The 24,087-nt window shown below is 32.6% G+C and carries 25 protein-coding genes; 5 read left to right on the top strand and 20 right to left on the bottom strand.

The features are described from left to right. Positions 1-3 precede the first annotated feature (3 nt). The 16 genes from BUE10_RS08260 to BUE10_RS08340 all read right to left on the bottom strand — a co-directional run bounded on the left by BUE10_RS08260 (position 4) and on the right by BUE10_RS08340 (position 16,743). The gene (locus BUE10_RS08260; RefSeq protein ID WP_073484031.1) at positions 4-1,350 is read right to left on the bottom strand and encodes a tetratricopeptide repeat protein; all 1,347 of its coding nucleotides are present in this window, start codon (positions 1,348-1,350) and stop codon (positions 4-6) included. Between the two features lie 18 nt (positions 1,351-1,368). After that, positions 1,369-2,385: a sugar phosphate nucleotidyltransferase gene (locus BUE10_RS08265; RefSeq protein WP_073484033.1), complete on the bottom strand. Its 1,017-nt coding sequence runs from the start codon at positions 2,383-2,385 to the stop codon at positions 1,369-1,371. A 130-nt stretch (positions 2,386-2,515) separates the two neighbouring features. Further along, positions 2,516-2,950: a dUTP diphosphatase gene (gene dut / locus BUE10_RS08270; protein WP_053472973.1), complete on the bottom strand. Its 435-nt coding sequence runs from the start codon at positions 2,948-2,950 to the stop codon at positions 2,516-2,518. Positions 2,951-2,979: 29 nt separating this feature from the next. Beyond that, positions 2,980-4,440, bottom strand: a complete 1,461-nt coding sequence (locus BUE10_RS08275; RefSeq protein WP_073484035.1) for a lipopolysaccharide biosynthesis protein — start codon at positions 4,438-4,440, stop codon at positions 2,980-2,982. Between the two features lie 94 nt (positions 4,441-4,534). Continuing rightward, positions 4,535-4,981 carry a GNAT family N-acetyltransferase gene (locus tag BUE10_RS08280; RefSeq protein ID WP_073484037.1) on the bottom strand — a complete coding sequence of 149 codons (447 nt, stop codon included), beginning with the start codon at positions 4,979-4,981 and terminating at the stop codon, positions 4,535-4,537. 596 nt (positions 4,982-5,577) lie between these two features. Then, a complete protein-coding gene (gene atpG / locus BUE10_RS08285) occupies positions 5,578-6,438 on the bottom strand; it encodes an ATP synthase F1 subunit gamma (RefSeq protein ID WP_073484039.1) in 861 nt (286 codons plus the stop codon). Positions 6,439-6,528: 90 nt separating this feature from the next. Next, positions 6,529-8,106 carry a F0F1 ATP synthase subunit alpha gene (gene atpA / locus BUE10_RS08290; RefSeq protein ID WP_073484041.1) on the bottom strand — a complete coding sequence of 526 codons (1,578 nt, stop codon included), beginning with the start codon at positions 8,104-8,106 and terminating at the stop codon, positions 6,529-6,531. 39 nt (positions 8,107-8,145) lie between these two features. Further along, the gene (gene atpH / locus BUE10_RS08295; RefSeq protein WP_073484043.1) at positions 8,146-8,679 is read right to left on the bottom strand and encodes an ATP synthase F1 subunit delta; all 534 of its coding nucleotides are present in this window, start codon (positions 8,677-8,679) and stop codon (positions 8,146-8,148) included. 4 nt (positions 8,680-8,683) lie between these two features. Further along, complete coding sequence (locus BUE10_RS08300) at positions 8,684-9,175, bottom strand: F0F1 ATP synthase subunit B (RefSeq protein ID WP_073484045.1); 492 nt, start codon at positions 9,173-9,175, stop codon at positions 8,684-8,686. Between the two features lie 83 nt (positions 9,176-9,258). After that, the gene (gene atpE / locus BUE10_RS08305; protein ID WP_031453874.1) at positions 9,259-9,459 is read right to left on the bottom strand and encodes an ATP synthase F0 subunit C; all 201 of its coding nucleotides are present in this window, start codon (positions 9,457-9,459) and stop codon (positions 9,259-9,261) included. A 40-nt stretch (positions 9,460-9,499) separates the two neighbouring features. Beyond that, the gene (gene atpB / locus BUE10_RS08310) at positions 9,500-10,675 is read right to left on the bottom strand and encodes a F0F1 ATP synthase subunit A (protein WP_073484047.1); all 1,176 of its coding nucleotides are present in this window, start codon (positions 10,673-10,675) and stop codon (positions 9,500-9,502) included. Between the two features lie 513 nt (positions 10,676-11,188). Continuing rightward, positions 11,189-11,413: an AtpZ/AtpI family protein gene (locus tag BUE10_RS08320; protein WP_073484051.1), complete on the bottom strand. Its 225-nt coding sequence runs from the start codon at positions 11,411-11,413 to the stop codon at positions 11,189-11,191. Beyond that, the gene (locus BUE10_RS08325; protein WP_073484053.1) at positions 11,394-11,789 is read right to left on the bottom strand and encodes a bactofilin family protein; all 396 of its coding nucleotides are present in this window, start codon (positions 11,787-11,789) and stop codon (positions 11,394-11,396) included. Before BUE10_RS08325 ends, BUE10_RS08320 begins: the two co-directional genes overlap by 20 nt. A 4-nt stretch (positions 11,790-11,793) precedes the next feature. Next, on the bottom strand, positions 11,794-14,406 hold the full coding sequence (locus BUE10_RS08330; RefSeq protein WP_073484055.1) for a type IX secretion system periplasmic lipoprotein PorW/SprE: 2,613 nt from the start codon (positions 14,404-14,406) through the stop codon (positions 11,794-11,796). An 89-nt stretch (positions 14,407-14,495) separates the two neighbouring features. Further along, the gene (locus tag BUE10_RS08335) at positions 14,496-15,191 is read right to left on the bottom strand and encodes an ABC transporter ATP-binding protein (protein ID WP_073484057.1); all 696 of its coding nucleotides are present in this window, start codon (positions 15,189-15,191) and stop codon (positions 14,496-14,498) included. Positions 15,192-15,273: 82 nt separating this feature from the next. Further along, entirely contained in the window at positions 15,274-16,743 is a 1,470-nt protein-coding gene (locus tag BUE10_RS08340) for a DUF5687 family protein (protein WP_073484059.1), read from the bottom strand. A gap of 127 nt (positions 16,744-16,870) precedes the next feature. On the opposite strand from BUE10_RS08340, the gene BUE10_RS08345 reads away from it, so the two are divergent. After that, positions 16,871-17,923 (top strand): ferredoxin--NADP reductase, encoded by a 1,053-nt coding sequence (locus BUE10_RS08345; RefSeq protein WP_073484060.1) that lies wholly within the window; start codon positions 16,871-16,873, stop codon positions 17,921-17,923. Between the two features lie 403 nt (positions 17,924-18,326). Further along, the gene (locus BUE10_RS24205; RefSeq protein WP_234984725.1) at positions 18,327-18,572 is read left to right on the top strand and encodes a hypothetical protein; all 246 of its coding nucleotides are present in this window, start codon (positions 18,327-18,329) and stop codon (positions 18,570-18,572) included. Positions 18,573-18,723: 151 nt separating this feature from the next. Here BUE10_RS24205 and BUE10_RS08355 read toward each other — a convergent pair whose 3' ends face one another. Then, positions 18,724-19,731: a glycosyltransferase family 9 protein gene (locus tag BUE10_RS08355; RefSeq protein WP_073484238.1), complete on the bottom strand. Its 1,008-nt coding sequence runs from the start codon at positions 19,729-19,731 to the stop codon at positions 18,724-18,726. Positions 19,732-19,774: 43 nt separating this feature from the next. Further along, positions 19,775-20,380, bottom strand: coding sequence for a DUF4254 domain-containing protein (locus BUE10_RS08360; protein ID WP_073484064.1), 606 nt, complete (start codon positions 20,378-20,380; stop codon positions 19,775-19,777). Positions 20,381-20,490: 110 nt separating this feature from the next. Between BUE10_RS08360 and upp the strand changes: the two genes are divergently transcribed. Next, a complete protein-coding gene (gene upp, locus BUE10_RS08365; RefSeq protein WP_073484066.1) occupies positions 20,491-21,144 on the top strand; it encodes a uracil phosphoribosyltransferase in 654 nt (217 codons plus the stop codon). Here upp and BUE10_RS08370 read toward each other — a convergent pair. Beyond that, the gene (locus tag BUE10_RS08370) at positions 21,139-22,068 is read right to left on the bottom strand and encodes a DUF6427 family protein (protein ID WP_073484068.1); all 930 of its coding nucleotides are present in this window, start codon (positions 22,066-22,068) and stop codon (positions 21,139-21,141) included. The genes upp and BUE10_RS08370 overlap by 6 nt on opposite strands. Before the next feature lie 135 nt (positions 22,069-22,203). Here BUE10_RS08370 and BUE10_RS08375 point away from each other — a divergent pair, with 135 nt between their 5' ends. Further along, complete coding sequence (locus BUE10_RS08375; protein ID WP_073484070.1) at positions 22,204-22,434, top strand: DUF6341 family protein; 231 nt, start codon at positions 22,204-22,206, stop codon at positions 22,432-22,434. On the opposite strand, the gene purD is transcribed toward BUE10_RS08375, so the two are convergent. Then, a complete protein-coding gene (purD, locus tag BUE10_RS08380) occupies positions 22,426-23,700 on the bottom strand; it encodes a phosphoribosylamine--glycine ligase (RefSeq protein WP_073484072.1) in 1,275 nt (424 codons plus the stop codon). The genes BUE10_RS08375 and purD overlap by 9 nt on opposite strands. Before the next feature lie 97 nt (positions 23,701-23,797). On the opposite strand from purD, the gene BUE10_RS08385 reads away from it, so the two are divergent. Beyond that, positions 23,798-24,079 (top strand): type II toxin-antitoxin system RelE/ParE family toxin, encoded by a 282-nt coding sequence (locus BUE10_RS08385; protein WP_073484075.1) that lies wholly within the window; start codon positions 23,798-23,800, stop codon positions 24,077-24,079. Positions 24,080-24,087: the final 8 nt, after the last annotated feature.

Below are 24,087 nucleotides of genomic sequence, written 5' to 3' on the forward strand. Positions count from 1 at the left end.
TTCTTACTTCTTTTTTAATAATTCATTTGCCTTCAAAAAGTATTCCTCTTTTTTCTTAGCATCTCCTAATCCATTATATGCCTCTCCCAATTGAATATTAAAATTTGCCTCTAGTTTTTTATCATCAACAACATAATCAAGTCCCATTTCTAAAACGGTTTTTGCATTTTTAAATTGCTGTAACTGATTGCTTCCCAAACCTGCATAATAATAAAATTGCGGCTGGCTTGGATAAACTTCAATCATGGTCATTGCTCTTTTTGTCATTGGCGCAAATTGTTTTGCTTGTGTATAAGCTTCAAGCAAAAGCAAATTCGTTTCACGATCAGTGTTTGAATTGGTCATTAAATCTTTTTCGTAATATTTAATGGCGTTTTCAAACTGGTTTTTACTATGATAAAATTTTCCAATTTCTTTAGCAACGTCAACTTCTTTATCATTGTCAAAATAAGAAATGGCTTTTTCTAAATCTGGACCGTATTGCGGATTTTTATTTACATAAATCAAAAACTCATTTAATGTTCGATGCTTAATTTTTGAATCAATTTTTGAACTTGACAAAATTACATTCATCGACTTAATGGCTTTGTCTGCCTGATTAGCATCTAAATAACTTTTGAACAAGCTTACCTGTCCCCATTCAGAATCTGGAAGTTCTTTTGCCAGTTGTTTTGCAACATCAACGGCTTTGTCTGTTTCGTCTGATTTTGAATATAGAAAAATCAGATTAACATAATTTGATTCTTCTTTTGGGTTCTTTTTAATCTGCTCAATTAAATTTGAAATTTCTGCATTTTGATATTTTCCCTGAGATAAAATCTGTGTTTTATAACGATCACGATCTTCAGATTTTCCGAATTTATCATTCATTTCGTTAATCGTCACAAGCGCTTTATCATATTGGTTTGTCAACATATATAACGAGATCAAATCGTCTTTATATTCTTCATCAAAAACAATAATCTTCTGAATCGTTTCTATCGCCAAAGGGTAGTTTTTGGTTTCGTAACTTACATCGTAAATTCCCAGCCAATACCATTTGTTTTTTGGATTTAACTGCGTGGCTTTTTCAAATGCATTTTGGGCATTTTGATATTCTTTTAGTGCCAGATAATTTTTTCCAACTTCAAAATAAGCGACAGCATCAGAAGGTTTTATTTTGATACATTTTTCTAAAGATGCTATTGCTTTATCGTAGTTTTCGATTCCTTTTTGTTTCAAAGATTCATAAAAAGCGTCTTGATATTCATCTGGTGCCAAAGCAATATCTTCCGGTTCCGTTTGCGCGAAAACCGAAGCTGAATTGCTTAGTAAAGCAAAAAATAAAATTATCAAAACTCTTTTTTTCATTTTTTTTACGATTTCATTTTATTCTAAAACCGAGTAATCTCCAATGCTGATACTTGTGAATTTTCCATCATAACTAACATGATTTCCAATCATTGCATTATCTAAGTTAGCATTTTTTATTTGAGAATTAGTTTGTATTAAGCTATTTTTAATAGAACTGTCGGTTACATGGCAGCCTTTTCCTATTGAAACATTTGGCCCAACAGTTGTATTTTTCAACACTACATTTTCACCAATATAACATGGAGGAATAATTGTTGAATTTTCAAGCGTTACGTTGTAATCCACTAAATGTTCTCCGTCATTATGCAAAAATCCTAACATTCTGCTGTTCGTTTCAACCGTAACATCTTTGTTTCCGCAGTCCATCCACTCATCAACACTTCCGGTTTTAAAAACTTTTCCGTTTGCCATCATGGCTTTGATACCGTCGTTGATTTGGTATTCACCGCCATTTTGAATGTTATTATCTAAAACTCCCTGAAGTTCTTTTTTCAGATCTCCAACTTCTTTAAAATAATAAATTCCAATCACGGCTAAATCACTAACAAATTCTTTTGGTTTTTCAACCAATTCTATAATTTCATTATTTGGATTTAATTTTACAACTCCAAAAGCTTCCGGCTGATCGACTTGTTTTACCCAAATTACCGCATCGGCAGATGGATCTAATTCAAAATCGGCTCTAATTAAAGTATCCGCGTAAGCGATAACTGCTGGTCCTGATAAAGATTCTTTTGCACACATAATAGCGTGCCCGGTTCCTAAAGGTAAATCCTGACGATAGATTGAAGCTTTCGCTCCTAACCCTTGTGCCAAATCCTTTAGACTTGCAACAACATCATCTCCAAAAAACGCTTCGTCTCCAAGAATAAAGGCAACTTCTTCTATCGGCTGTTTTAATATTTTAGCGATATCTTCTACTAAACGGTGAACGATAGATTTTCCCGCAACCGGAATTAATGGTTTTGGTACTGTTAATGTATGTGGGCGAAGTCTTGATCCACGACCTGCCATTGGAACGATTATTTTCATCTAATTTTATTTTATGTGGGAAGATTTAAAAAAACCTTCAGTTTGGTTAGTTCAAGTTTTAATTTTTAAAATTCGCAGAAGTTTAACAGCTTTATCAAAAAAACTGTAAACCGCGACTGAGACTGAAAACTTATTTCACTCCAGTACTTCCAAATCCGCCTGCTCCTCTTGAAGTTTCCGTTAATTCTTCCACTTCAATCCATTCTGCTCTTTCGTGTTTGGCAATAATTAATTGTGCAATTCTTTCTCCGTTTTCAATTACAAATTCTTCATTTGATAAATTTACCAAAATCACTCCTATTTCACCTCTGTAATCTGCATCAACAGTTCCCGGAGAATTTAAAACTGTAACTCCTTTTTTTGCTGCCAGCCCGCTTCTTGGTCTAACCTGTGCTTCGTAACCAATTGGCAATTCAATAAAAAGTCCTGTTTTTACAATTGTTCTTTCTAAAGGTTTTAACGTAATTGGTTCTGTAATATTGGCACGCAAGTCCATTCCTGCAGAAGCAATTGTTTCGTAATTTGGTAAATCATGTTGTGATTTATTGATAATTTGTATTTTCATTTTTATTATAAAAGATTAAAAAAGCACTTTTACTTTCTATTCATTATTCCTTTAATTGTGTCTTTTTCGTTGTGATAAACAAAGTACATAAAGCCTAATAGTAACGGGATTCCAACAAAATAATTTTCTCTAAATCCATAAAATGAAATGGCAGAAAATAAAATTGAAATTCCTAAATAAGCCGAAATTTTATTCATGTCGTATGGAATAGGATAATATTTGTTTCCTAAAACATACGATATTAACATCATACTTCCGTAGGCAGAAATTGTTGCAATTGCAGATCCGTAATAACTGTATTTTGGAATCAAAAAGTAATTTAAAACCAAAGTTACGATTGCTCCAACAATTGAAATATAGGCTCCAATTCTTGTTTGATCTGTTAGTTTATACCAAACTGATAAGTTATTGTAAATTCCTAAAAAGAAATTTGCCAGAATGATTAACGGCACCACTTTCATGGCTTCCCAATAGGATTTGTTGTCTAATAAAAGATATTTTAGTATGTCTGCAAAAACGATAACGCCTAATAAAATCAGTGAACCCAGAATCACAAAATATTTTGTAATTATGGCATAAGTCTGAGGTGCGTTTTCATTTTTTGCGTGGCTGAAAAAGAAGGGTTCAATTCCTAATCTAAAAGCCGTTGCAAACAAGACCATAAATAACCCTAGTTTATAACAGGCAGAATAAGCCCCAACTTCTGATTTTGCAAGATTTTCAGGAAGTAAATATCCTAATAAGATTTTATCGAAATGTTCATTCACTGCAAATGCAAGTCCGGCAACTAAAATTGGCAGACCGTATTTCATCATTTTTTTCCAAAGTATGGGATCAAATTTTCTTCCTAACGAAAGATAATTTGGAGAAAGTACAATGAAAGTTGCTAAACTTGCCAAGAGGTTGGCGATGAAAATATAGGCAATCTGGAAATTTTCTACATATAAATTATCCCAAACTGAATTAGGATGTGAAGCCGCTAATTTTGGCAGGTACAATAAAAAGAAAATATTCAGCAATAGATTAATTACTACGTTTCCTATTTTTATTGCTGCGTAAACCATTGGACGCTGGTTTGCTCTTAATTTTGAAAATGGTACTAAAACCAATGCGTCTAAAACTAAAATCCAAACAGAATAGGTAATATACTGCGCATCAACTTCGGCCCAGTTTGCCAGCGTATTTCTAAAAATTAACCCCGCAAACAAGAATCCAATTGATGACCAAAATATTGATATTGTAGAAGTTGCGATTACATTTTTCTTATCTTCTTCGGCACTGTAAAATCTAAAGAATGCTGTTTCCATTCCATAAGAAAGAACTACGTTAAAGAAAACCATCCAAGACAAAACAATCGAAACTTCGCCGTATTCGGCAGTCGGTAAAATACCTGTATATAATCTGACCAATAAAAAACTGAGCATTCGCGGTAAAACGGTTGCCAGTCCATAAATTGCAGTTTGTTTGAATAGATTTTTATATAATCCCAAAATAATTAGTAATAAAGTTCAAAAAACAAAAATAACCAATTCTTTGGTTTTATTAGTCCTTTTGACGGTTCAATAAAAAAACTTAGCGACAATTTTAATGTGTTAATTTATTTTCGTCTAAAACTTTCACAAAATGAAAACCTTTTGGGCCATATCCTTGATTATAATAAAATCGGTGCGCGCCAAAATTTCCCGAGAAAGCATCAAGAACAATACTGCTGCAGCCTATGTCCAGCGCTTTTTGTTCGATATAATCTGTAAGCATTTTTCCAATTCCTTTAGAGCGATATTCTGGATTTACTACAAAATTGTCAATTTCGAGATATTTTCCCGTCCATAATTTGGTTGCTGACCAGCATCCTGTAATGCCCAAACAAACTTCATTTTCAAAAACTCCAATCTGGATATAATTATGCGGAACCATTTCAGAAAGAAATGATTGGTACTTTTCTAAAGTTATATTAGGATATAGAAATCTGATGGTTTCAATTTGAGCCACCATTTCGTCAATCGTAGTAAATTCGCGTATTTGTAAAGCCATTGTGATAGAAATAGAATTCAAAATTAATTATTTTTTTTAAGCAAGTTATATAATTAACAACACACTAACATGTGAAATATGTAAATTAAGGCTGAAAATTATGTAACTTTTTTTAAACAGTCTTTTCTTAAATTTGTTTCACAGGGATTGAGAAAGCTAAATACAACCCTTATAAAAAAGGAAGCACTGGGACTAATAAAGCTTGTTTGTTCCCATAAAAGACAAAGCATAAGGGATTGATTCTGCTGAAATGTAACCCTAAAAAAAACAGAGCACTGGGACTAATAAAGCTAGTTTGTACCCATAAAAAACAAAGCACAGGGATTGATTCTGCTGAAATGTAACCCTAAAAAAAAAACAGAGCACTGGGATTTATAAAGCTAGTTTGTTCCCATGAAAGACAAAGCTACAGAGTGATAAAATCTGTGTCAATAATTTTATAAAATGGTATGGATTCTCAATTTTGGGTAAATTGAGAATCACCATTTTATAAATTTTCTTGTTTATAGATGATATTCTTAAAAAAGAAAAAACTTCCAAAAAAAAAATAGCCGACAAATATTTGTCGGCTATTTTTTTATTTATTGATGAACTTCTTATCCATTCAAAGCTTCTGCTCCACCAACAATCTCTAAGATTTCGTTTGTAATTGCAGCTTGACGTGCTTTGTTGTAAGTTAATTTCAATTGGTTTCTTAATTCTGTTGCGTTGTCAGTTGCTTTGTGCATAGCTGTCATACGCGCACCATGCTCAGAAGCAAATGAATCGCGAATACCTTTGTATAATTGTGTTTTTAAAGACTTTGGAATTAAAGTCAAAACAATTTCTTCTTTTGAAGGTTCGAAAATATAATCTCCCGCAGAAACTGCAGCATCAGTTTTAATAGGTGCTAAAGGCAAAAACTGCTCTGTTTGAACAATTTGAGTTGCAGCATTTTTAAATTGATTGTAGATTAATTCGATTCTGTCATATTCTCCAGATAAGAATTTTTCAGTCAAATTATCAGCAATTCCAGCAACATTCTCGAAAGTTAAATGATCAAAAATTGCATTATGATGACCGTGAACTTTATGCGTTTTAGTTAAAGCATCATTTCCTTTTTTACCAATAGCAAAAACGTCAACTTGTTTTCCTGCATAAAAATCGGTACGATTCTTAACCTCTTTAATAACATTTGAATTGAATGCACCACATAAACCTCTGTTTGAAGTTATAGCTACAAGCAATACTTTTTTTACTTCACGTTGAGTTGTGTAATCTCCTCCAACTTCACCTTCAAGTGTAGCAGAAAGATTTTGTAATAACTCTGTTAATTTCTCGGCATAAGGGCGCATTGCAGTGATTGCATCTTGTGCTTTCTTAAGCTTTGCTGCAGAAACCATTTTCATTGCCGATGTAATTTGCATCGTCGATGAAACGGAAGTAATTCTATTACGGATTTCCTTTAAATTTGCCATTTGTCGATTAAAAAATGTGACAATTTGAAAATTAGATAATTAGAATACTGTTAAGACGTTTTCTAATTATCTAATTGACCAATTCTCTAATTAGATATATTTTGCTGAAATTTCTTTTGCTGCTTTTTCGATAACATCAGTAATGTTGTCATCTAACTTACCAGCTTTCAACGCGTTAAGCGTATCTTTATGTTTGCTGTTTAAGTAAGCTAAGAAATCAGCTTCAAATTCTTTTACTTTATTTACAGGAACACTTTTCAATAAGTTTTTAGAACCAGCGTAAATAATAGCAACTTGGTTTTCAACAGGATAAGGATCATTTAAACCTTGTTTCAAGATTTCAACGTTTCTTCTTCCTTTTTCAATTACGTTTAATGTAACTGAATCCAAGTCAGAACCAAATTTAGCGAAAGCTTCTAATTCACGGAATTGAGCCTGGTCTAATTTTAAAGTTCCTGAAACTTTTTTCATTGATTTAATTTGAGCATTACCTCCAACACGAGATACAGAGATACCTACGTTAATAGCAGGACGAACTCCAGAGTTGAACAAATCTCCATCAAGGAAAATCTGACCATCTGTAATCGAGATTACGTTTGTTGGGATATATGCAGAAACGTCACCAGCCTGAGTTTCGATAATTGGTAAAGCAGTTAATGAACCACCACCTTTTACGATAGACTTGATAGAATCTGGTAAGTCGTTCATGCTTTTAGCAATTCCGTCATCAGCAATTACTTTACAAGCACGCTCTAATAAACGAGAGTGTAAGTAGAAAACGTCTCCAGGGTAAGCCTCACGTCCCGGTGGTCTTCTTAATAAAAGAGAAACCTCACGGTAAGCAACAGCTTGTTTAGATAAATCATCATACACAATAAGTGCCGGACGACCTGAATCTCTAAAGTATTCTCCAATTGCAGCACCTGCGAAAGGAGCATAAACTTGCATTGGAGCTGGATCAGAAGCATTTGCCGCAACAATAACTGTATAAGCCATTGCTCCTTTTTCTTCTAACATTTTTGCAATTCCTGCTACTGTTGACGCTTTTTGCCCAATTGCAACATATATACAGAATACAGGTTTTCCTGCATCGTAAAATTCTTTTTGATTTAAGATTGTATCGATACAAACAGTTGATTTACCTGTTTGACGGTCACCAATAACAAGCTCACGTTGTCCACGTCCAACCGGGATCATAGCATCTACTGCTTTTACTCCTGTTTGTAATGGCTCAGTTACTGGCTGACGGAAAATAACTCCAGGAGCTTTTCTTTCTAATGGCATTTCGTATAAAGTTCCTTCAATTGGTCCTTTACCGTCAATCGGAAGACCAAGAGTATTAACCACACGTCCAACCATTTGCTCACCTACTTTAAGAGAAGCAATACGTTGTGTTCTTTTTGCAGTTGATCCTTCTTTGATTCCAGTTGATGGTCCTAAAAGTACCACACCAACATTGTCTTCTTCAAGGTTTAATACAATAGCTTCAAGTCCGTTATCAAATTCAACTAACTCACCGTATTGTACATTAGATAGCCCGTAAATACGAGCAATACCGTCTCCAACTTGAAGTACCGTTCCTACTTCCTCTAGCGTAGCACCAGATTCAAAACCTTCTACTTGCTTTCTTAATATTGCTGAAATTTCAGCAGGTTTGATTTCCGCCATCTTAAATTTATAATTTAGACACTTTTATGTGTAATAAAACTAATTACTTAACTCTCTTTTTAATACCTGCAATCTATTTGCAACAGATGCATTGTATTGTTGATCACCTATTCTTAAAATAAATCCTCCAATAATTGATGGATCTACGATATTTTCTATTGTTATTTTTTTATTTGACAAAGTTGCAACTTTAGCCAAAACTTTAGCTTCTAGTGCAGCATCCATAGGAATAGCAGTAGTAACTTTTGCTGTTTCAATACCATTACTTTCATCAAATATTTTGCTGTATTCTATTGCAATTGCACCTAAAATTTCAAACCTTTTGTTTTCAAATAATAAATGAAATAAACCTTTAGTAACGCCATTTACATTTGCAAAAACTTCTAAAAGAGCGCTTTCCTTAACTTCAACTTTTGTAGTTGGGTTTTGAATAAAGGTACTCAATTCTGCGCTTGTCTCAATTGCCGAAGCAATTGACTTCATATCGTAATTGACAGCTTCGGCAACACCTTTAGAGTTTGCTAAGTCTAGAATTGCTTTTGCATAACGAATTGCTGCTCTTGTACTTGCCATAATCTTAGTTTAACTTTACGTCACCTAACATTTTCTCTACTAATTTAGTTTGAGATTCTTTGTTAGATAATTCATCTTTCAATAATTTTTCAGCAATGCTTAATGATAACGTTGAAACCTGAGATTTCAATTCAGCCATAGCTGCATTTTTTTCATTTTCGATAGCAGCTTTAGCCTGTTCGATCAATTTCTGACCTTGCTCTTGTGCCTCGTTTTTAGAGTCAGCAATTATTTGCTCTTTCATTTCGCGAGCTTCTTTCAACATAGCATCACGTTCAGCACGAGCTTCTTTTAAGATACGCTCATTATCAGCAGTTAAATTTTGCATTTCTAAACGTGCAGCTTCTGCAGATGCCAACGCATTGTTAATAGATTCCTCACGACTTTTTACAGCCCCTAAAATAGGTTTCCAAGCAAATTTTGCCAAAAGAATGAAGAAAACAATAAAGATAATTGTTGTCCAAAAAATTAAACTTTCTGGTGAAGTTAATTGCATAACAGTATATATTTAAAAATTGTTTTGTAGTTTTTTAAAAAAACTTCCTGAAGCCAACCGCTACAGGAAGTTTTAAATGTAAATTATTTTGCGATTAACGCAACAACTACTGCGAAAAGTGCAACACCTTCAATAAGTGCAGCAGCAATAATCATAGCAGTCTGGATTTTTCCAGCAGCTTCTGGTTGACGAGCAATAGCGTCCATTGCAGAACCACCAATTTTTCCAATACCAAGACCTGCACCAATTACAGCTAATCCAGCTCCGATTCCAGCTAATACCATAATAATAAATTTATATAGTTAATAATTAATAAAACTCTAATTAATGATGATCGTGCTCTTCAACAGCCTGACCAATAAATAATGCTGAAAGCAATGTAAATACATACGCCTGTAAAGCAGCAACTAGCATTTCTAATACACTCATGAACAATACGAATGCTCCGGCAACTGGGCCAACAGCGATACTTTTGAAAATGAAAATCAAAGAAACTAAACTCAAAATGATAATATGTCCAGCAGTAATGTTTGCAAATAAACGAATCATTAATGCAAATGGTTTAGTCAACATCCCGATGATTTCTACAGGAATCATAATTGGAGCCAACCATACAGGAACTCCCGGTGTGTTGAAAATATGTCCCCAGTATGATTTGTTTCCACTTAAAGTTGTAACGATAAAAGTGATAAAAGCCATTACGAATGTAAAGTAGATATTACCTGTTAAGTTAGAACTAAATGGAAAAAAAGGAATTAATCCGATAAGGTTATTGATCCAAATAAAGAAAAAGATAGTTAAAAGGTATGGCATATATTTTCCAGCCTTTTTTGTACCAATATTAGGAACAGCAATTTCGTCTCTTACAAAAGTAACTAGCGGCTCTAAAAATCCAGCTATACCTTTTGGGGCATTTGGGTTTTTCTTGTATGACCTTGCAACTGCAAAAAACAATAAAAACAAAATAATCGCAGACATTAACATTGAGAAAACATTTTTTGTGATAGAGAAATCTAACGGTCTTGCATCAAAAGCAAAAGCACCATTGTCTCTCTCATCTGCTGCCATTTCTTCAAATTTGTCAGCATAAAAAATTATTTCTTTATAACGAACTAATTTCTGACCATTGATATCAACTACATGCTCACCTGTATTATCGTGGTGAAATTTTGAAGATGAAAAAATTTCCAATCCGTTATTTGTCCATAAAATAACTGGAAGACTAAAAGAAATAGGATGACCATCCCAGTCAGCGATATGAAAATCGTGAGAATCTCCAATGTGTGAATTAATTAATTCACTTGCGTTAAATTCTTTTTCGATTTCGTGACCAACAGTTTCTCCGTGAGCACTTGTTGCTGCATGACTTTCTTCTGTCACTTCAACGTTTTTGTGGTCAACAGAAACGCTATCAACTGAAGTTGAGGCGAAATTTATCGACGAAGTAAGTGCTAATAAGGTAACTAATAAGTACTGGACTGATTTATTTGAAATTATCATTATTAAAACTGTATCTAAATTTAGGTTTCAAAAATTTTTTGCAAAGGTACATTTTTAATTTAAAACTGAAAATATATCTATAGAATTTTTATTAATGCAACTTTAAATTACGATATTGTTAAAAATGAAGCAATTAACCTTTATTAATAAGTCTAATTGTAAAATATGTTTCGAAAAGCAAAAACAAAAAATAAGGAATAAAAAACGAGCTCACATCAATTATAGGATCCGAAACATCTGATTTTATAAATGGAATTAAAAAAACAATAGCAGCCATCATCTTAAAAAAACTAAGACCAAGGAAAGTAAAACCGGTATAGGTTGAGAAATTCTTATTTATATAAGTAAGCACAAGATAAATAAGAATTGTAGTTACGATATTAAATAGATAGATACTCCAGGCTGAATAAAAAAAAGCTATCCTTTCTGATAATGATTGCATTACAAAGAACTGTGTTAGAAACAATACAATTGAAAAGGGAATAAAATACTTTAGGAAATTTACGGATTTATTCATTCTTTATTTAAATTTTTAACTTGCCGGATGACATTATATAAAGCTAAAAAAACAGAGAATAATGAAAGTACAATTGTCCAAAGCGACCCTCCGTTAGAATATTTTTTGTCTAACCAGGTGCCAAAGTAACTAAATATAAAAATAATAACCCCCATTTGAATAGGAATATTTATGAGGGCTATCCATTTATTATTTTGTTTTTTATTCGGGTCCTTTTCCATCTTTTATGGTTACTTCTTTATTTTGTGTAAGCATGGTACAAGTTGCTGTAAAATCTGCTCCCGGCTCTATAGAAAGTTTTCCAACGGCAACTTCGCCGTGAATTTTTGCTGAGGCTTTAATATTAAGGATTTCAAGAACCTTAATTTTTCCATGAAATTCACCTTCGATATCGGCGTTGTTACAAATAATTTCTCCTTTTACTGCGCCTGTTGCGCCTATCACTAATTTTCCCTGCGAGGTGAAATTTCCAATCAATTCGCCGTCTAGTCTAAAATCAGCTTTTGAGACAATGTCTCCTACAATAGAAGTTCCTTCAACAATTCGGTTTGTTTTTCCTAAAAGTTCTGTTCCGTTTTTTTTTACTTTGTCAAACATTATATTATGGGGTTTTTGGGGCGAGGTAGGCGTCGAGGTTCTTTTTAATTTGAACCACTTTGTAATTATCGGTCGATATAATAATTGACGGATGTGCAATTTTATATTTAGCATCATCTCTTAAAACTCCTGCTACATCTCTGGCATAAGCTTCAGATTTTAAACCATGAATAGCTACAAAACTTTCTGTTCTATTGTATTTATCAATAGAAGTCGTTAGTCTTTCAAAGTTTTCAACTAATAAAAATACTCTAATTGCTTCTTCAATTTTTTTAACTGTTTTAGTATCCGTATTAGAAACCAGATATACAATTTTCCAGTTTTTATTATCTACAGTTGTAAAATTAAGTCTTTCTAAAGCTGGGACATCTTTCTCCAAAATTTCTCTGGCATTTTTTCCTTCTTCACTATTTGGATAATTATCTGCCACGTTTTCTAAACCTTTTTTATAAGCATCTAATCCGTTTACTTTTCCTAAAGTATTTGCCTTTAGTAATTCAAATTTAGAAACAATTTCTTCTCCAGAATATTGATTGATTAAATTGTCAATATTATCTAAGACAACATCAAATTTCTCTTCCTGAAATAGTTTATACCATTTTTGGTATTCTTTTTCAGGCGAAGCTATATCATCAGCATTTGTATTATTTAAAATCTGGGCATATCTCGAAGTTGGATAATTTGTTGTTATGTCTGATTTAATTCTTGCTGCTTTTTCCGGATCTGTAATTTGATATATTTTATACAAATTATACTTCGATGGAAGCACCAGTTTTTCTTCTGGGTTATTTTTCAGTAATTGCTCCAGTTTATCACTTGCTAATTTATATTCCTTAAATTTCTCCTTATATATAAGACCTAATTGATAATAGGCAAAGTTGCGTTCTTTACCAATACTATCCATTGCTGTTTGTGTTTTCGGAAGCTGTTTTTCATAAAAAGCAGTGGTATATTTTTCAATAACAACTGTATCTTTCAATTTAGCTGCTTCCACTTCATTTATACTGTCATTGAGCATTGCTGCATCATTTGCAGATTTTATTGTAGCCAGTCTCCAGTTTCCGCCAAGCGTTCTGTTACCCCACATTTTTTTAAACTGCAGTTTTCCGTAGGCAACTGTTGTTGGGTTGTAAAAGTAAAAAGTACTTGCTGTGGCATCATTTCCAGATGGAGGTCTTATTCCGTCATCAGGATCTGCAGGTTTACCCAATGAATTCGGATTTATTGCTGTTGGCGCACTCGAAGCATTTGTGTTTCGGTCAATATTCGCTAACTTCTCTTTTTCTTTCTCTTCTAAAATTCGTTTTGCTTCGTCTTTCTTTTTAAGCTCGGCAATGTAATTTTCAAAATAAATTTTTCTGTCAGCATCAGGCAATCCGTAGACTTTAATAATACTGTCATTTCGTTTTGCAATTCCTTCGTATTTAATTACGTCGTCAAGATTTTTTCTGTTTTTCTCGATAAAAGTAAACTCCCTTGTTTTTGGGTCTAATTTTGTCAATGTACTGTCATAATATTTAGCAGCCATTGTATAGTCTGTATTTTTAAAATACATGTTTCCAATATTTCTATAAGCCGATGCCATTAAATAAGGATCTGTAGATTTTCTGCCTAAAGATTTATTGTAGAATTTTAATGCATTTTCTTTGTCTTTCTTTTTATCATAGAAAACTCCCATTTCATAAAAAAGAACATCATAATAAGGTCGGTTTTCACGATCTGCAACTAACTTATTATAGATTTTTAAAAATATGGTATCGTTGCCTTTTTCATAATCGTACATCTGCGCTTTTTTTGCGTAAGCATGCATCATGTATTTTCTGTTGGCTTTACGATTCATGTCGATTACGCCATCATAATAATAGGTAGCGCTGTCTTTATTTCCAACTTCCTGATACATTTGTCCCAAGATGAATTTATAACGAGCACGATCTTCGTTTATTCTTGAAAATTCTTCTGCAATTCTAAGTTTAGCAACGGCACTGTCTCTTTCTTCTAAATTCAGAAAAGCTTCGGCCAATAAAGCATTGGCATCAGAAAATGTCTGTTTATCTAAATCTGTTTTCTTTAATAATTGATTGATATTTTTAACCACAATCGCATCATTTCCTAAGCGCATATTGGTTTTTTCGCGCCATATTTTTGCCGTATAAATATTACTGCTGTTTGGATATTTGTAGAGAATGTAATTGAATGCATCTAAGGCCGGAATAAAACGCTGATCGTAATATCTGGCTTTTCCAAGCATTAAGTATGCTTCGTCAATTTGATAATTTCTTTCTCTTCCTCCAATATTCATGGAGTGTTTTTGAATTGCTTTTGTTGCCTTTGTTTCTGCTTTTTCAAAATCAGGATTTTTTGTTTTTGATCCTTCCGAAAAATTTTCATCAAACTGCATTTTTTCAATAGGAAGCCTTTTCCAAAAATTATCCTGATTGTTGGCCTGAATGGATAGCAGTCCTTTTTCGAGACCAATTCCCCCATTATACAAAATGTTATATTTTGTACTTAATGCATGGGAATTTCTGTTCACAAAAGTATTATTCTTGGTAGAACATGCTATCAAAAGGAGAAAAAACGTGAGAAAAAAACTATATTTAAGAGTATTCTTTTTCAATAGAACTGATTTTAAAGCATTAACTTCTAAAAAGCATTTTTAGTATAATGACTTGTAAAAATACACTTCTTTTTTGAAACTTTCGAGAGTTATACTGCAAAAAACAATTCCAATTCTTGTAAGGTTTCTTCTGAGGTTTGAATATCCTTTACAATTTCGCCTTTATTAAGTGCAACGATTCTATCGCAAACCTCAACGGTGTGTTGCAAATCATGGCTTGAAACCAAAACAGTAACATTTGGATTTTCAGCTAATTCTTTAATAATTTTCTTTAATCGGCTTACTGTTGTCGGGTCTAAATTTGCAAAAGGTTCATCTAAAATTACTACTTCAGGGTTTCCAATAAGTGTGGCAATAATTCCCACTTTCTTTTGGTTTCCTTTTGATAAATCGCGAAGGTATTTTTTGTTGTTTAAAATTTCTCCGTTAAAAAATTCTTCATGTTTCGCTAACAATGCATCAATATCAGCTTTATTTTGATGACGTAAATCTCCAATAAAATAAAAATATTCTTCGGGAGTCAAATAGCCAATCAGGAAACTTTCATCTAAAAAAGAACCTGTAAAAGATTTCCAGTTTTCGCTCTTATTTACCTGAATATCATTGTTTGTTATATCTCCTGCTGAAGGCTGGATTAAATCTAAAAGCAAACTAAAAAAAGTAGTTTTTCCTGCTCCGTTGTTGCCCACTAATCCAAAACTCTGCCCTTTTGGAATTTCAAGATTATGAATGTTTAAAACTGTAGTACCGTTATATATTTTTGAAAGTTGATTTACTTGTATCATTTGTAATTTTAGATTTTAGATTGTTGGTTTTAGATTTCTATCTGATAAAATTATCTCATTATCAAATTGACATATTCTCTAATTAACTCTTTTGTTTATAAGCATTTATTGTACTGTACTTTTCGATTTTATATCTTTTTTCGATTAAAGAAAAAACCTTGTCTTTAAAAATAAAACCTAAAACGCCGGCTCCGGCAACTAATGCTAATCCGAGGTTTTTGTTGTTTAAATAAAGTCCGATTGCATACAACGCTAAAGGCAGTAAAATTTTGGGAAGCGTTAATAACATCGCGCTTACATTAAACGCTTTTTTATCTCCAAAAGCTCCGCCGGCATTACTTAAATCTATTGGGGTTTTAGTAAATGCACCTCCCAATAAAACTAAATGTGAATTGACTCCAATGTTATAAATTGCTGCAACAACAATGGTTAAATAAATCTGCCATCCAAAATAAATATAAAACGAAGCCAGAATTGTAGAAATAATTGTGGCAATAACAATCAGCCACCATTTTGCCATAATATAACCGCGATACGGAATATTTTGTGTCATCATTAATTGATAATACGAACTATCCCAGCTTGGTACAAATTGTCCAAAGACAAATAAAAATCCGCCCGAAACAAAAATCCCTGCTAAAAGGTGCATTACTGGTTTGTCGTAGGTTTCAATTCCTCCGGAGAAAAATAAAAATCCGTAGAACAAAAATAAAAAGCTCATAAAAATAGTCGTTTTCGACCTTTTGTTTCTTTTGATAAGTTTAATATCGTTTTTTAGAAAAGTTCCCACGGTTCCAAATTGATTAAGCCAAGAAAGATTCTCTGTTGTTGCAACATCTTCTTTTACAGAAAGTCCTGCGTCGAGATACAGATTTTTTTTCAAAAATTTAAAGCTAAAAAAATATAAGCCCGCCAATACTAAAACGGGAATTAAAAATAATCCTTTTATAGTATAAAGTCCTTGAAAAAAGGGAGTTGTAAAAGTTGTGACATCAAACAATTTGTAATATTGCGCGCCGCCCAAAACAAGAATTAATCCAACAAAAACAACAAATAATTTATCGATATTACTTAAAATTATATTTAAAAAATTGTTGATGTATATAAAAGAAATCATTGCCAAATTCCAGAAAATAATAGCTGTTATATCATATCCTTCTATCGCTAAAACAACTGAAAACGGAACAAAAAATAAAGCATGAACCCAATTAAAAAAGGACAAAACAGTTTTTCCCAATGAAAAATGAACAATTACGGGTTTTTTAAAAGGCAAAACCAATAACGGTTTTATGTTCAAAACGGGAATTGATTGCAGCAGCAAACGAATTACTAAATCAAAAAGAAAATAATAAATCAAAAACCTGTTTATGGTTACTAATGGTTCCAGATGCATTTCTTTAAGAATGTAAAATGCCCCAATACCCATTGCAATAAAAATTAATGAAAAATAGATCATTAAAAATCCCATTATAATTTTCATTGCCAGGTTTTTACCAAATGATGCCGACCTAATAAAGGCTTTCCATTCGAGATAAATAAACTTTTTAATCATGGTTAATTGGTTTAGATTTTTGTAGTAAGAGATCAAATGTAGGAAAACGTTACAAAAAAAGTTAAAAAAAATATTTTAGTAAGTGTCAATTACTTATGGTTTGCTACTTTTGCAAAAAAATTAAATCATGCCTTCATTCTTAAAACTTATAATTAAAGAGGTAAAACGTGAAACTGCCGATGCGGTTTCAGTACTTTTTAATGTTCCAGAAGAACTTAAACAAGACTATAAATTTATAGCCGGACAATACATAAATTTAAAATTAACTCTTGATAATCAAGAAATTCGCCGTGCTTACTCTATTTGCTCTGCACCAGAAAGCGGTGAATTGCGAATTGCGGTTAAGGCCGTAAAAAGCGGTTTGTTTTCGCAATTTGCGAATACAATACTAAAAGCAGGAGATGTTCTTGAAGTGGGTCAGCCGGAAGGAAAATTTACTTTTGAGCCGGATGCTGAGAGACAAAAAAATTATGTGGCGTTTGCTGCCGGAAGCGGAATCACGCCAGTACTTTCTATTTTAAAATCAGTTTTAAAGAATGAGCCAAAAAGTTCATTTGTATTGGTTTACGGAAACAGAACTCCAGAATCAACTATTTTCCATCAGGAATTACACGATTTGCAATTACAGTATGTGGGCCGTTTCTTCGTGCATTATGTTTACAGTCAGGCTAAAGTTGAAAATGCATTGTTTGGAAGAATCGAAAAATCGACTGTGAATTTTGTATTGAACAACAAGCACAAAGAATTAGAATTTGATAAGTTTTATTTGTGCGGACCTGAAGAAATGATCAATACAGTTTCGAATGTTTTGAAAGAGAAAAACGTAAAAGAATCTGCTATTAAATTTGAGCTTTTTACTACTTCTTCTGAAGAACATGTAATTCAAGGTTCTCAGGAAGGACATACTAAAATTACTGTTTTAGTTGATGATGAAGAAGTTACTTTTGAAATGTCTAAAAAACAAACCATTCTTGATGCAGCTTTAAAACATGGCGTTGATGCTCCTTACTCTTGTCAGGGCGGAATTTGCAGCAGCTGTTTAGGAAGAGTTACTGCCGGAACTGCTGAAATGACAAAAAATTCTATTTTAACAGATGGTGAAATTGCCGAAGGTTTAATTTTAACTTGTCAGGCGCACCCAACTTCGGATACTATTTATGTAGATTACGACGACGTTTAGTCTGTTAAATTCCAATCCCGAGGCTTCGGGATAAATTCCAAATTCCAATTTTACTGTTGGGATTTGGACTTTTTTTTGTGAGATTTTTTCTTTTATCAGAATTAAATTTTGGAAAGCTTACTTCTCAAATTTAAGAAATACACAAAAAAACATTTAAATAATTGGGTTGTTTTTAAAAAACATGCTGGAAATTTAGTATATTAGTAGTGCACTTAAGACTTGTCAACACGTTTTTAAAACATTCAATATTATGGCAATGCATCACTACCTTCGTCTAACTTTTATATTACTTTTTGTAATAACTTCTCTTTTTTGTCTCTACTTCGTTATCAAAAAAAGAAAAAACAGAAAAGCTCCTAAACTACTTTCAAAAGAAAAGTATGATTGCTCAAAGAATGAGGGAATGACCGAAATCTCAATCTCGAATGATAGCTTTTTTAATATTTGGCCTTATGTAAGTGAATTGAAAGCGGCTAAAATTCTATCGAAAAAAATTAAAGAATCTGAATTGGTACATAAAGTGTACAGAAATTCAACCAATGATTTTGAACACATTTTATTGGCTACAGAAAAAGAAAATCATTTTGTTAAAGTTGTAGTTGATAAAAACAAAAAGAAAGCATTGGGATATTTTCTTCTGGACTTATAAAAACTCCAATTAAAAAAAAATTCCAAATTCCAACGTTACAATTGGAATTTGGAATTTTTTTATTTGACCTTTATTGCTTTTGTCACCCTGAGCGAAGTCGAAGGGCTTATATGCTCAGAGGACTTCGACTTCGCTCAGTCTGACAATAATATTATAATTGGTTCTTAATTTTAGAAACAACTTCATCTGGAGAAATCGTTCTCATTGCATCTTCATAACCTTCTACAATTTTATTTCCGTAAACAGAAGTCGGTAATTTTGGATATTGATTTCTGTCTGAAGTTAAAGCGTTTTCTAAACTTTGGTTGAAAGGTAAAAACCCGGAATAAGGATGTGTTGCGCCCCAAAGTGTAATTACTTTTACACCAAGCATTGCAGCAATATGTGCATTTCCAGAATCCATAGAAAGCATTACATCCAGATTGCTTATTAATTTTAATTCCTGCTGAAATTTAATTTTTCCGGCAACGTTTATTACATTTTTAAAAGGTTCTGAAAGTGAATTCAAAATTTCAATTTCTTTCTTTCCTCCTCCAAAAAGCAAAATCGTATAATCTTTATTTTCTGCCAGTTTTGTTATTACTTCCTTCATTAAATCTAAAGGATAAACCTTAGAATCGTATTGGGCAAAAGGAGCAATTCCAATCAGTTTTTCATAATTTTCTTCAACTAAATCTGTGATTTCTCCACCAAAAACTGCCTTTTTAGGAAACTCTGGATTCGATAAATCTACAGGAAAACCAAGTTCTTCAAACACTTTCGCATGTCTTTCAAACATCGTTGGCAATTGTTTGAAAATTTTGTTTTCAGCTCTTGTTAATTCTTTTTTTCCTTCTCGACCTTTATCTACAGTTGCTCTTTTTTTTCCGCTTAAAGCGAAAAGCAAACTCACCACTTTAGATCTCAAAACATTATGAAGATCTGCAAAAGCATCAATTTTGAGTTTTTTTACGTCTCTAAATAAACGTAAAAGTCCCGGAAATCCTTTGTGTCTTTCTTTTTCATCAAAAGCAAAAAACTCAAGATTTGGGATTCCGTCAAAAAAAGGTTTAAAAAAAGGACGCGAAATAACGGTTAGTTTTACCGTTGGATATTGCTTTACAAAAGCACGTAAAACAGGAACCGTCATGGCGACATCTCCCATTGCGGAAAGTCTCATGACGGCTATATGTTTAATTTGGCTGTTAGACAACTCTGCCAAATTATTTTTTATTTTGGTATAAAACCGGGTTCAAATCATCGTCGTTGTACATTTTCATTTGTTTGTAAACTTTCATGAATTTTTCTCCACTTTCGATATCAGTCAATAATTCTTCAATTGCTGTAGACAAGTCTGTCCTTTGCTCTAAAAGAATGTTTAATTTTTCCTGACATTTATCTCTGTGTTCCTGAGTAGCTTCTGCTCGAGTAGCTTCTTCATTCATGTGATAAATTTTCAAAGCTAAAATAGACAATCTGTCAAATGCCCAAGCTGGACTTTCTGAATTAATTTTTGCTCCGTCTTTTGCTTTTACATGACTGTATTTTTGCAAAAAGTAACTGTCGATATATTCAACCATATCAGTACGCTCCTGATTTGAAGCGTCGATTCGTCTTTTTAAAGTCAAAGCCGCTGCGGGATCAATTTGCGGATCGCGAATGATATCTTCAAAATGCCATTGAACAGTATCGATCCAGTTTTTTAAATATAATAAATGTTCGAATTTATCTTTTGGAAATGGATTGTTTATAGGCTGGTCAACATTATCAAATTGATGATAATCTTTAATGCTTTGTTCGAAAACAGAATATGCTAATTTTGAAAACATGTCTTTATTTTTTAGAGATACAAAGATACTTTTTATACTTTTATGCTGCGAAAAAAAGAAATTAATTTTTGTTTTTATATAATTGTTCGTTAATAAATTAAAAAATCATCATGAAAATTCATTATATATCTGAAAACAATAGTGTTCTAAATCATTTTCTGGGACAAATTAGAAATGTAAATGTGCAGAACGACAGTATGCGTTTTAGAAGAAATATAGAACGCATTGGCGAAATTATGGCTTATGAATTAAGCAAAATTTTACCGTATAAAAGTGTTGAAATTCAAACGCCGCTGGGCATCAAAAAAACAACGGAGATTGAAACTGATTTGGTTTTGTGTCCGATTTTAAGAGCCGGATTACCTCTTCATAATGGCTTTTTAAATTATTTTGACCATGCTGAAAACAGCTTTGTTTCTGCCTGCAGACATCATCCAAATGGCGGTGACGATTTTGAAATTTTAGTTGAATATCAGGCTATTTCAAACTTAAACAATAAAACGGTTTTACTTCTTGACCCTATGCTGGCAACGGGGCAATCTATTGTAGCAGTTCATAAAAAGTTGATTGAAAATGCTGCTCCAACAGAATTTCATATTGTTGTGGTTATCGCTGCTCCGGAAGGAATTGCCCATCTTGAAAAAAACCTTCCCGAAAATTGTCATTTATGGGTTGCTTCTTTAGACGAAAAACTGAATGAGAAAAATTATATTGTTCCCGGTCTTGGTGATGCCGGCGATCTTGCGTACGGAAGTAAATTATAACTGAGAGAAAAAAGTAAATAAGCTGCACAAAATCAAAACATAAAATACAATTTCGTTGTTGAGTTTTTGCTGCATATATTCTACATGACTTGCCGCCATCATTGATAGTGGTGCGATGCTGAAAAATAACAAATCATTAGTTTTGTCCGGCGAAATAACGTAAACTAAAACCGCAATAAAAAAACAGGCTACAACTTTTTTATACGATGTATGCACAATCTGCGGTCTGTTTGATAATGTTGTTAACATTGAAAACACAAAAAATACGACAACTGCTGCATATATCGAAAGTGCTCCATTTTCGTAATTATTTTTAAAATAATCTATTCTAAAATCGACCACGGCACGTTCCTGAACAAATTTAAAAGCATCAATATGGAACATTAATGAAACCATATAAAAGACTATTAACACGGCCAAAAGTGCAATAAATGGCAAAACCCAGTTTCTATAATCTCTTGAAACGTGAAAAATTATTGATATAAAAACTAAAATTATAAAAAGGATACTCCAAAATTGAAATAAACAAGCTACAAAAATCCAAAAAGAAGCATCGAATATTTTTTCTTTTGACGCTTTTAAAGACTGAAGGGAAATCAACCTGCGAAGTGCCAATAATATAAAGAAATTGGCATAAACAACATTTGGATGATTGAATATTGTTGGAAAAAACAGAATGAATAATAAGTAGAAAAATATCGCGTAACCGTTGTCTTTACTGAGCCCGTTTTTCTTGACAATAAAATTGACCATGAAAAATGAAGCAAAAATAAAGCACAGTAAACTTACTTTTTGAAATATTGTAAAATAAGAATTTATCCAAGACGTTTCTCGAATTTGAAACATAAAGAAGAAAACCAGTATCAAAATTACAACCAACGAATAATTTAATGGTGTAGATTTTTTAAAAACACTTGTTATCATAAGGATATTTTATACTTTTGTGACTGTAAATATAATACTTGTTTAAAAAGGAAAACCAACAAGTTGAAAAAAGATTCTCAGTTTGAATTTTGCTTCAATGCGTTAAAACAATAATAACATATAATTTTATAAATTATGACAGCTTTTTTTGAAGGAATACAATACTTATTCGTTAACATTTTGTTTGCTCCTCTTGACTTTTTACGTCATTTAGAGTTGATCACTTGGTTTGGTGCAAACACGATCAACTGGATTTTCATGATCATCTGTTCTGCAGCAATCGTATATTGGATTAAACAATTACGTGTTTTTGATGCTGCAGGAACTGAAAACCAAGATACAACGGCTCACTCTTTCTTAAAGTAAGTCGAAGCCAATATCCTTTCTAAAATACATCTTATCAAAATTTAGTTTATCTATATTTTGGTAAGATTTTTTTATGGCCTGTTGAAAATCATCTCCGTATGATGTTACTGTCAAAACACGTCCTCCATTACTAACGACATTTTCGCCATCTAATTTTGTTCCGGCGTGAAAAACTATCGAATCAGTAACATTTTCTAAACCTGTAATAACTTTTCCTTTTTCGAAATCTTCAGGATATCCGCCAGAAACCACCATAATTGTAGTTGCACTTCTTGGATCAATTTTTAATTCGAATTCATCTAATTTTTGATTCGCAACCGAAAGGAACAATTCAACTAAATCAGATTCTAATCTAGGAACCACAACTTCAGTTTCAGGATCTCCCATTCTTACGTTGTATTCAATAACAATTGGTTCGTTTTTTACATTGATCAAACCAATAAATACAAATCCTTTATATTCGATTCCGTCTTTTTGGAAACCTTCGATTGTTGGTTTTACGATGCGCGTTTCAATTTTTTCCATCAAAACAGCATCAACATAAGGAACTGGAGAAACTGCTCCCATTCCGCCTGTATTTAACCCTGTATCACCTTCACCAATTCTTTTGTAATCTTTTGCTGTTGGAAGAATTTTATAGCTTTTTCCGTCTGTTAAGACGAAACAGCTTAATTCGATTCCATCCAAAAATTCTTCGATAACCACTTTTGAACTTGCTGCTCCAAATTTTTCGTGAACCAGCATGTTTCTAAGTTCTGTTTTTGCTTCTTCAAGATCCTGAATAATCAAAACTCCTTTTCCTGCTGCTAAACCATCTGCTTTTAAAACGAATGGCGGCTGTAATGTTTCCAGAAATTTACATCCTTCTTCAACCGTTTCGGCAGTAAAACTATCGTAAGCTGCAGTTGGGATATTGTGTTTCATCAAGAATTCTTTTGCAAATTCTTTACTTCCTTCTAACTGTGCTCCTAATTTTGATGGTCCAATTACTGGGATATTTTTTAAACTTTCGTCGTTTTTAAAATAATCATAAATACCTTTTACCAACGGATCTTCTGGACCTACGACTACTAAGCTTATGTTTTCTTTTAGCACTAATGCTTTTATTGCTTCAAAATCGGTTGGAGCAATTGCCACATTTTCAGCAATTGCAGCTGTTCCTGCATTTCCTGGTGCAACAAAAAGTTTTTCGCAAAACGGACTCTGAATCATTTTCCACGCAAAAGCATGCTCTCTTCCGCCTGATCCCAATAATAAAATTGTCATGGTATAGTTGTATTTATGTTGTGCTGCAAAAATAGTCGCTTTTAACCGTATATAATAATTTTTTTTACTTACTTTTGGCGTTAGTAATGTAAAAGGTATGATAATCTCATTTGGGTCGAAAGAAACTGAAAAAATTTGGAATGGTATTGTTATCAAAAAACCTTCAATTGAAATACAACAAATTAGCAGAAGAAAACTTAGAATGCTTCATAACTCTCAAAATTTAACCGATTTAAGAATTCCACCTTCTAACCGTCTTGAAAAATTGAGTGGTAATTTAAAAGATTTTTACAGCATTCGAATCAATAATCAATGGCGAATAATTTTTGTTTGGGAAAATGGAAATGCTTCAAATGTTGAAATTATCGATTATCATTAAAATGAATT

The organism is Flavobacterium sp. CF108 (assembly GCF_900129795.1).
Taxonomy (GTDB): Bacteria; Bacteroidota; Bacteroidia; order Flavobacteriales; family Flavobacteriaceae; genus Flavobacterium.

What these genes read in the sequence shown, in the direction of transcription:
- BUE10_RS08385 (WP_073484075.1), top strand. Translation starts at nt 23,798, where the DNA reads ATGATAATCTCATTTGGGTCGAAAGAAACTGAAAAAATTTGGAATGGT.
- BUE10_RS08320 (WP_073484051.1), bottom strand. Translation starts at nt 11,413, where the DNA reads ATGGAAAAGGACCCGAATAAAAAACAAAATAATAAATGGATAGCCCTC.
- atpB (WP_073484047.1), bottom strand. Translation starts at nt 10,675, where the DNA reads ATGATAATTTCAAATAAATCAGTCCAGTACTTATTAGTTACCTTATTA.
- BUE10_RS24205 (WP_234984725.1), top strand. Translation starts at nt 18,327, where the DNA reads ATGACCGAAATCTCAATCTCGAATGATAGCTTTTTTAATATTTGGCCT.
- BUE10_RS08375 (WP_073484070.1), top strand. Translation starts at nt 22,204, where the DNA reads ATGACAGCTTTTTTTGAAGGAATACAATACTTATTCGTTAACATTTTG.
- atpE (WP_031453874.1), bottom strand. Translation starts at nt 9,459, where the DNA reads ATGGTATTAGCTGGAATCGGAGCTGGATTAGCTGTAATTGGTGCAGGT.
- BUE10_RS08300 (WP_073484045.1), bottom strand. Translation starts at nt 9,175, where the DNA reads ATGCAATTAACTTCACCAGAAAGTTTAATTTTTTGGACAACAATTATC.
- BUE10_RS08265 (WP_073484033.1), bottom strand. Translation starts at nt 2,385, where the DNA reads ATGAAAATAATCGTTCCAATGGCAGGTCGTGGATCAAGACTTCGCCCA.
- BUE10_RS08360 (WP_073484064.1), bottom strand. Translation starts at nt 20,380, where the DNA reads ATGTTTTCAAAATTAGCATATTCTGTTTTCGAACAAAGCATTAAAGAT.
- BUE10_RS08325 (WP_073484053.1), bottom strand. Translation starts at nt 11,789, where the DNA reads ATGTTTGACAAAGTAAAAAAAAACGGAACAGAACTTTTAGGAAAAACA.
- BUE10_RS08340 (WP_073484059.1), bottom strand. Translation starts at nt 16,743, where the DNA reads ATGATTAAAAAGTTTATTTATCTCGAATGGAAAGCCTTTATTAGGTCG.
- upp (WP_073484066.1), top strand. Translation starts at nt 20,491, where the DNA reads ATGAAAATTCATTATATATCTGAAAACAATAGTGTTCTAAATCATTTT.
- BUE10_RS08280 (WP_073484037.1), bottom strand. Translation starts at nt 4,981, where the DNA reads ATGGCTTTACAAATACGCGAATTTACTACGATTGACGAAATGGTGGCT.
- atpA (WP_073484041.1), bottom strand. Translation starts at nt 8,106, where the DNA reads ATGGCGGAAATCAAACCTGCTGAAATTTCAGCAATATTAAGAAAGCAA.
- purD (WP_073484072.1), bottom strand. Translation starts at nt 23,700, where the DNA reads ATGACAATTTTATTATTGGGATCAGGCGGAAGAGAGCATGCTTTTGCG.
- BUE10_RS08335 (WP_073484057.1), bottom strand. Translation starts at nt 15,191, where the DNA reads ATGATACAAGTAAATCAACTTTCAAAAATATATAACGGTACTACAGTT.
- BUE10_RS08260 (WP_073484031.1), bottom strand. Translation starts at nt 1,350, where the DNA reads ATGAAAAAAAGAGTTTTGATAATTTTATTTTTTGCTTTACTAAGCAAT.
- BUE10_RS08370 (WP_073484068.1), bottom strand. Translation starts at nt 22,068, where the DNA reads ATGATAACAAGTGTTTTTAAAAAATCTACACCATTAAATTATTCGTTG.
- BUE10_RS08345 (WP_073484060.1), top strand. Translation starts at nt 16,871, where the DNA reads ATGCCTTCATTCTTAAAACTTATAATTAAAGAGGTAAAACGTGAAACT.
- dut (WP_053472973.1), bottom strand. Translation starts at nt 2,950, where the DNA reads ATGAAAATACAAATTATCAATAAATCACAACATGATTTACCAAATTAC.
- atpG (WP_073484039.1), bottom strand. Translation starts at nt 6,438, where the DNA reads ATGGCAAATTTAAAGGAAATCCGTAATAGAATTACTTCCGTTTCATCG.
- atpH (WP_073484043.1), bottom strand. Translation starts at nt 8,679, where the DNA reads ATGGCAAGTACAAGAGCAGCAATTCGTTATGCAAAAGCAATTCTAGAC.
- BUE10_RS08355 (WP_073484238.1), bottom strand. Translation starts at nt 19,731, where the DNA reads ATGAGACTTTCCGCAATGGGAGATGTCGCCATGACGGTTCCTGTTTTA.